Source organism: Jiella soli (assembly GCF_020615385.1).
In the GTDB taxonomy this organism is placed as follows: domain Bacteria; phylum Pseudomonadota; class Alphaproteobacteria; order Rhizobiales; family Rhizobiaceae; genus VKMB-3413.
Map to the genome: position 1 here is coordinate 111733 of NZ_JAJAVB010000007.1, position 6546 is coordinate 118278.

Below are 6546 nucleotides of genomic sequence, written 5' to 3' on the forward strand. Positions count from 1 at the left end.
ACGCGAAGAGTGAGGCACCATGGACGGCGTCACCGTCATCGATCACCCGCTGGTCCAGCACAAGCTGACCATCATGCGCAACAAGGAGACCTCGACGGCGAGCTTCCGCCGCCTTTTGCGGGAGATTTCCACGCTGCTGTGCTACGAGGTCACGCGCAATCTCGACCTGACGACGACGCGGATCGAGACGCCGATGGGCCCGATGGACGCGCCGACGCTGGAAGGCAAGAAGCTGGTCTTCGCCTCGATCCTTCGGGCCGGCAACGGCCTTCTGGAAGGCATGCTCGACCTCGTCCCCGCCGCCCGCGTCGCCCATGTCGGCATCTACCGCGACCACGAGACGCTGCAGCCGGTGGAATATTACTTCAAGGCGCCGGAGGATCTCGCCAACCGGCTGGTCATCGTGGTCGACCCGATGCTGGCGACGGCAAATTCCGCGACCGCCGCGATGGACCGGCTGAAGGCAAGGGGCGCCAGCAACATCCGCTTCCTCTGCCTCCTCGCCGCCCCCGAAGGCATCGAACGCTTCCGCACCGCCCACCCCGACATCCCCGTCTACACCGCCGCGATCGACAGCCACCTCAACGAGAAGGGCTACATCGTGCCGGGGCTCGGCGATGCGGGCGACCGGATGTACGGGACGAAGTAGGGCCGGCTATCCCCTGGGGACGTTCGGCCCTGCCGATCTAGCGGGAGGCTCGCCGAGAGCTCCGGATGGGCCGGGTCGAACAGCGGTTTCGCCGGTCACGCCCCCGACAGGACGGCTCGATCAGGCCCGTCCCCTGAGCGCGTCGACGATGGGCAGGCGCGTGGCGGCGAACGCGGGAAACACGCCGCCGAGCGCGCCGACGAGCAGTGCCAGTGCGCCCGCCTGGAGAAGAACGGTCGGCGTCACCGCCAGACCGAATGCCAGCTGCGTCCCGTCGGCGCCCAGCGTCGAAGCCTGCCAGCCGTCGAGGATCGCGAACGACGCGAAGGCGCCGAGAATCGCCCCGACGGTCGCCAGGACGAGGGCTTCCGTGAGAGTCGCGGCGAAGGCGGCTGTCCGGCCGAAGCCGAGAACGCGCAGCGTCGCGATCTCCACCGTGCGGTCGGAGACCGAGCTCGCCATGGTATTGACGGCGCCGGCGATGGCGCCCACCGCCATCAGCACCGCGATCGGCCAGCCGAAGTGCGTGACGAGCCGCTCCATCCGCGCCGACTGGCCGGCCAGGATCTCGGCCTCGGTCAGGGCCGCGAGCGGAGTCGCGGAGACCTGAGGCAAGGCAGCGCGAAGCTCTGCGAGCCCGTTCGGCCCGTCGAGGCGGACGCGCAGCACCTGGACCTCCCCCTGCCGGTCGAAGGCCGATCGGACGGCGTCGAGGTCGGCCCAGACTTCCGATTCCGCCGCGCCGCCGCTCGCCGAAACGATGCCGGAAACGGTCCAGCCGAGCGGGCCGAGGCGGATCGTTCCGCCGGGCGCCTCCACCCCGAGGTCCCGCGCCAACCGCGCGCCGACGACGATTTCGCGGGATCCCGGCGCGAACGGGCGGCCGCTGGAGATCATAGCAGTACCGCGCAGGACCGGGCCGGCGGCATCCATCCCGCGCAGGGAGACGGTCCGGGGCGTTCCGTCCGCGGCTTTCACCTCGACCGGGACCAGGAGTTCGCGCCCGAGCAGGGGCCCGGCGGGGCCGACCGCGATGCCTGCGGCGGCTCCCAGCCCCGTGAGGCCGCGCACGGCGTCCGGCGGAATGCTCGAGGTGATCTCCTGCGTGCCGCCACCGCCGAGGATCACGGCGACGTCATCGCTCCCGCCGGACCGCAGCGTCTGCCCGAGGCCGGCGGCCATGGCGAGGAAGCCGCTCAGCACCGCGACGACGAGGGCGATCGACAGGATCATGGACAGGGAGACGGCGGCGCGCCGCGGAATGCCGGCGAGCGCGGCGCGGGTGAGGACGAGGGACTGGCGGAAGAGTGAGGACATCGAAGGCTACCTCGAACGAAGGGCGTTGGCGGTGGAGGTGCGGAGCGCGAGAAGCGCCGGCGCGAGGCCCGAGAGACAGGCGAGCGCGAGGAGGACGAGCACCGCCCGGGCGAGAACCAGCGGCGTCACGGCGAGGCCGAGTTCGGCCGGCGCCAGACCCTCCGCGAACTTGGCGAGACCGAGCCCCGCGGCCCCGCCGGCGAGGAAGACGAACAGCGTCTCGCCTAGGACGAGCGTCAGCACGCGGCGCCCGGAAAAGCCGAGCACCTTCAGGACGCCGATCTCGAAGCGTCGCTCGCGCACCGCGAAGGCCATGGTGTTGGCGACGATCATCAGGAACGTGACGAAGGAGGCGGTGGTGACAGCCATGACGATCAGCCCGAAGTCGGCGATCTGTCGGATGAGCGCTTCGAGGAAGGCCTTCTCGGACTGGGTGCGCGTCGGCGCGGCGGAGGACCGGAAGGCCGCGTCGATCCGAGCCGCCAGCTCGCCCGGCGAGACGTTCGGGCGCGGCTGCACGAGGATGCCGTCCACCGTGTCCCGCCCCTTCGCGCGGGCGGCGTTCACGTAGTCGTAGCGGGCGATCATGAAGTAGGTGTCGACGTCGGCCCGGGCGCCGGCGAAGGTGCCGGCGATCTCGAAGCTCCAGGGAGCGCCGTCCGCCCGCTTCATCTGGAAGGGCGTGAGCGCGATCCGCTGGCCGACGCGCCAGCCCTCCGCCGCCATCAGCGCCCGGCCGACGAGCACGTTATCGCGGGCGGCGCCGAGCGCGGCGAGAAGGTCGGGTGTCAGGCCGAGCTCCGCGCCCATGATGCCGGCCATCGCCTCCGGGTCGACGGCGCTGGCCGCCGCGACGTTCGTCTCCGTCGTGACAAAGCCGCGGATGCGGGCCGAAGCGGCGGCGGCCGCAACGTCCGGCATGGCGGCGATCCGGGCCACCATGGCTTGCGGAAGCGGCTGCGCCGAGCCGTTGCGGCTCTGGACGACGAGCCGGCTCTCGTCGGCGCCGCCGGCCCCTTGCGAGCCGGCGAGGAAGCCCTGGCCAAGGCCGTAGACGAGGAAGGCGACCGCGACGGAGAGCATCATCAGGAGCGTGCGGAAGGGCTTGCGCCAGACGTTGCGGTGCAGGAGGCGGAGGAAGCTCATCGCGCCGCCTCCGTGCCTTCGGGGCGGAAGGTGCCCTTGTCGAGATGCAGCACCCGCCGGGCGACGCCCGCAGCGGCGGGATCGTGCGTGACCATCACGATGGTCTTGCCGAGTTCGCGGTTGAGGAGGTCCAGCATGGCGAGCGCCTCGTCGGCCGAGGCGCGGTCGAGATCGCCCGTCGGCTCGTCGCAGAGAAGCAGGGCGGGGTCGGTGACGATCGCCCGCGCGATGCCGACGCGCTGCTGCTGGCCGCCCGACATCTGCCGCGGATAGTGCCGGGCGCGCGCCTCGAGGCCGAGAAGACGCAGCACCGTCGCCACCCTCTCCCGGCGCTCCCGTTTCGACAGCGGGCGCAGGAGAAGCGGCAGTTCGACGTTCTCGGCCGCCGTGAGCATGGGCAGGAGGTTGTAGAACTGGAAGACGATGCCGAGCATCTCGGTCCGCCAGCGGCCTCTCGCCCCCTCGCCCATGGCTGAAAGGTCGAAGCCGCCGATCGAAACCTGCCCCGCCTCCGCCGTGTCGAGCCCGGCGAGGAGGTTGAGGAGCGTGGACTTGCCGGAACCGGACGGGCCCATGACCGCGACGAAGTCGCCGCGCGGGATGTCCAGCGAGAGCCCGTCGAAGATGGGCAGCCGCTCCCCGCCGCGACCGTAGCTCTTGGCGACGCCTTGAAGGTGGATGAAGGAGGGATCGTCGGTCATGGGGTTCGTCCTGAGGGTATGGAGGCGAGAGCGTCGGCGGTCCGGATCGTGACGCGGGCGGCCATGGCCGGGCGCATGCCGGGCGGCGGATCGGGGACGGCGAGGCGCAGAGCGATCGTGCCGCGCTCGGCCGAGGCGACCGGCGCGATGCGGGTCACGGTGACCGCGAAGGGGCGATCGGGATAGGCGTCGAGCACGGCCTCGCCGCGCTGGCCGGCCCTGACATCGCCGAGCGCGGTCTCGGCGATGTCGACGTCGAGCGCCAGGCGGTCCGGGTCGGTGATCGCGAAGAGCGTGGCATCGCCGCGGGCATCGGCCTGCGCGAGGACGGCTTCGCCGAGCCGCGCATCGCGCGCCGTCACGATCCCGGCAATCGGCGCCCGCACCGTCAGCTCGTCCAGAGCCTGCACCGCCCGTGCCACGGCAAGGTCGGCCGCGGCGAGGCCCCCTTTGGCCTCGGCCGCGAGGCTCGCCGCCCGCTCTGCCGCGGCGCCCGCATCCCGCGCGGCCTGCTCGCCGAGCACCCCTTTGGCCGACAGGGTCGATGCGCGGCGGGCGGCGGCCTCGGCTTCCTTGGCGTCGAACTGGCGGGCTTTCAGTTCCAGCCGCGCCCGATCCCGGGCGAGTTCGGCCGCGCTGAGAGCGAAGCGAAGGTCTGGATCGTCGAGGCGCAAGAGAACCTGTCCGGACGAAACGCGGGTGCCGATGTCGGCGCTAAGCTCCGCCACCGTGCCGCCGCGGCGCGCATGCACCGAAGCCTGCGCCAGCGCGACGACGTGGCCCGAACCCGTCACCGCCCGGGACGGGGTCGCAAGGTGAGCGGCAGGAGCGGTTCCCGCCTGCGCTTGCTGATCGGCCGCCGGCACCGCCGCCGTCGCCGCGGCCGGGCGCTCGCCATCCGCGCCGAAGAACCGAAGCGGCAGAAGAGCATAGGCCACCCCGCCGGCGAGCAGCGCGACCGTGACGAGGAGAAGCGGAAGGCTCCCGCCGAGGCGTCTCGGCGGAGGCGGGGCGGCGCGCGGTGCCGCCAGCGAGAGCGACGCCAGCGTCGCGGAGAGATCGGGGTCGGGATGAGCATGAGCGTTCATGCCCCGACCCTCGCCGCAATCCCCGGCAGTCTCGACCTCGATCGCGATCCTGCACGTCCGCGATCGCGTTCGAGGCTCGTGCCGTCAGCCGATCAGGGCGACACGGCGGCGGCGGAGGCAGGGCGCTCGGCCGCGATCGCTCCGCCCGGCGAGCGGCAGGCGTCCGGCCTCCGGCCGCCGTCAGAGCGCGACGCCTGCCAGCCTACGCTACACCGAAATGGAGAGTGCCCTTCGAGCGCGAGTTCAATTCTCCGCCAACATTGAGAATCTGAATGCGAGCAACGTGGCCCTGCAGAGATAATATGAGGAGCTACGCGACAGCTCGCGCCGATGCCTTGCCTAATTCTTGGCAAAGGGCCAGAAATTGCGGGTAGCTAGAAGCCACCTTCGGCATCTTAAACTCGACTTTGCGACCGTCTGCATAGTGCTGTGTCTGGTCGTTCGTGCCGCTCCAAAAGGATCCGAGTTTCACGGCATCAATGAAAACGTGCGGACTGATGCCAGGGACGGGATGCTCTGAAACGATGCGGCCGATCCTGGATCCGATCATCGCAAGTGAGCCAGTTGGGCCGGCTTGAATGCCAGCCATCATGGCAGGTGAACCGAGTTCAAAGAAGCTCGCGATGCCGGCTTCATAGCTTTCGACATCAGCACCGCTGCCGATGTGACAGACGCTCGAACCCTTATCCATGTGCGAGGGGGTGAAGTCAGGCCAATTGAACCGCGTGACGTAGACTCGAGGAAATTCTGGAACGCCCATGTCTTCGTTCGGAGAGACGCCAACCATGAGTATCTGGCAGCCTTCGTCCTGCTCGGCAGAGGGCGCTGATTCGAACAGCTTGGCAGCAATAGGCGCCCACTGTTCTGCCACCCAATCGGGTCGCCACGCGCCAGGCTCCGATTGGTCAGGATTGTGCAACGCGTGCTGCAGACTATCGATAAGGTGGAGACCAATTTGGACCGAGCCCGCAAACCCCGCCAACAGATAAGGCCCGACACGAAAGCACTTACGGAGCAAGTCGGCCTCAGTTCCATCTCCAAATGAAATCCGAACATCTGACGCCATGAGTCCATAGCCCAGGATCGACGACGCTCCGACCACCCATGTCATGGACTGCCTCCGATCGTGGTCATCAAGCCTAACCCGGCACAATCGGTCCCGAGCCTCACCATCGCTACAGGCGTGAGCGTGCAATCATTTTTCGCGTGAACATTGTAACGCTACAATAAGCAGAATGACAGCATTTTTCGACAGGACGGTGTCGCCAGAAATGTTCAAACCTGATCTGAACAAGCAAGAGTTTATAGATCTCGTAGACGGCATGTCAGATCCCGACTTCGCGCGGTATCGATACTGTCAAGAAATTTCGGGTACTCACCTCGCCATAGGCAAGTTCGAGTCTACGCTCATCATGGCGATGCTCATGTGCAGCCGCATTAAGCTAAAAAAGGCGCTTGGTGACGATGCTAAGCGCTGGGAGCAGCTTCTCCAGAAGCAGGAATATTTGCAAGCCTCAACTCTGGGAAGCCTCATTAAGAGTCCGTTTGAGAATGGTATCAATGGCTGATGCGTCGGAGCAGGAGGCTGCCCATGGCGACATGGATCATGGCTTCCGAGACGTCGATGCGCTGTTCGTAATCACGC

7 protein-coding genes and 1 pseudogene are annotated in these 6546 nt (G+C 68.3%); 2 read left to right on the forward strand and 6 right to left on the reverse strand.

The annotated features are described in order from the left end of the window. Window positions 1–19: 19 nt before the first annotated feature. Window positions 20–649 carry a uracil phosphoribosyltransferase gene (upp, locus tag LH400_RS05190; protein WP_229151607.1) on the forward strand — a complete coding sequence of 210 codons (630 nt, stop codon included), beginning with the start codon at window positions 20–22 and terminating at the stop codon, window positions 647–649. A gap of 120 nt (window positions 650–769) precedes the next feature. Here the strand turns inward: upp and LH400_RS05195 are convergent, their stop codons facing one another. From LH400_RS05195 to LH400_RS05215, 5 genes are all read right to left on the reverse strand, one after another. Beyond that, window positions 770–1966 carry an ABC transporter permease gene (locus LH400_RS05195; RefSeq protein WP_229151608.1) on the reverse strand — a complete coding sequence of 399 codons (1197 nt, stop codon included), beginning with the start codon at window positions 1964–1966 and terminating at the stop codon, window positions 770–772. 6 nt (window positions 1967–1972) lie between these two features. Further along, window positions 1973–3112, reverse strand: a complete 1140-nt coding sequence (locus LH400_RS05200) for an ABC transporter permease (RefSeq protein WP_229151609.1) — start codon at window positions 3110–3112, stop codon at window positions 1973–1975. Further along, on the reverse strand, window positions 3109–3813 hold the full coding sequence (locus LH400_RS05205; RefSeq protein ID WP_229151610.1) for an ABC transporter ATP-binding protein: 705 nt from the start codon (window positions 3811–3813) through the stop codon (window positions 3109–3111). Before LH400_RS05205 ends, LH400_RS05200 begins: the two co-directional genes overlap by 4 nt. Beyond that, window positions 3810–4901: an efflux RND transporter periplasmic adaptor subunit gene (locus tag LH400_RS05210; protein WP_229151611.1), complete on the reverse strand. Its 1092-nt coding sequence runs from the start codon at window positions 4899–4901 to the stop codon at window positions 3810–3812. The genes LH400_RS05205 and LH400_RS05210 overlap by 4 nt, the downstream gene beginning before the upstream one ends. Window positions 4902–5211: 310 nt before the next feature. Then, window positions 5212–6012, reverse strand: a complete 801-nt coding sequence (locus LH400_RS05215; RefSeq protein ID WP_229151612.1) for a hypothetical protein — start codon at window positions 6010–6012, stop codon at window positions 5212–5214. Between the two features lie 124 nt (window positions 6013–6136). Between LH400_RS05215 and LH400_RS05220 the strand changes: the two genes are divergently transcribed. Beyond that, window positions 6137–6469 carry a hypothetical protein gene (locus LH400_RS05220; protein ID WP_229151613.1) on the forward strand — a complete coding sequence of 111 codons (333 nt, stop codon included), beginning with the start codon at window positions 6137–6139 and terminating at the stop codon, window positions 6467–6469. On the opposite strand, the pseudogene LH400_RS05225 reads toward LH400_RS05220, so the two are convergent. Then, window positions 6459–6546: pseudogene (locus LH400_RS05225) on the reverse strand (IS5/IS1182 family transposase); the annotation flags it as partial. The gene LH400_RS05220 and the pseudogene LH400_RS05225 sit on opposite strands and share 11 nt — an antisense overlap.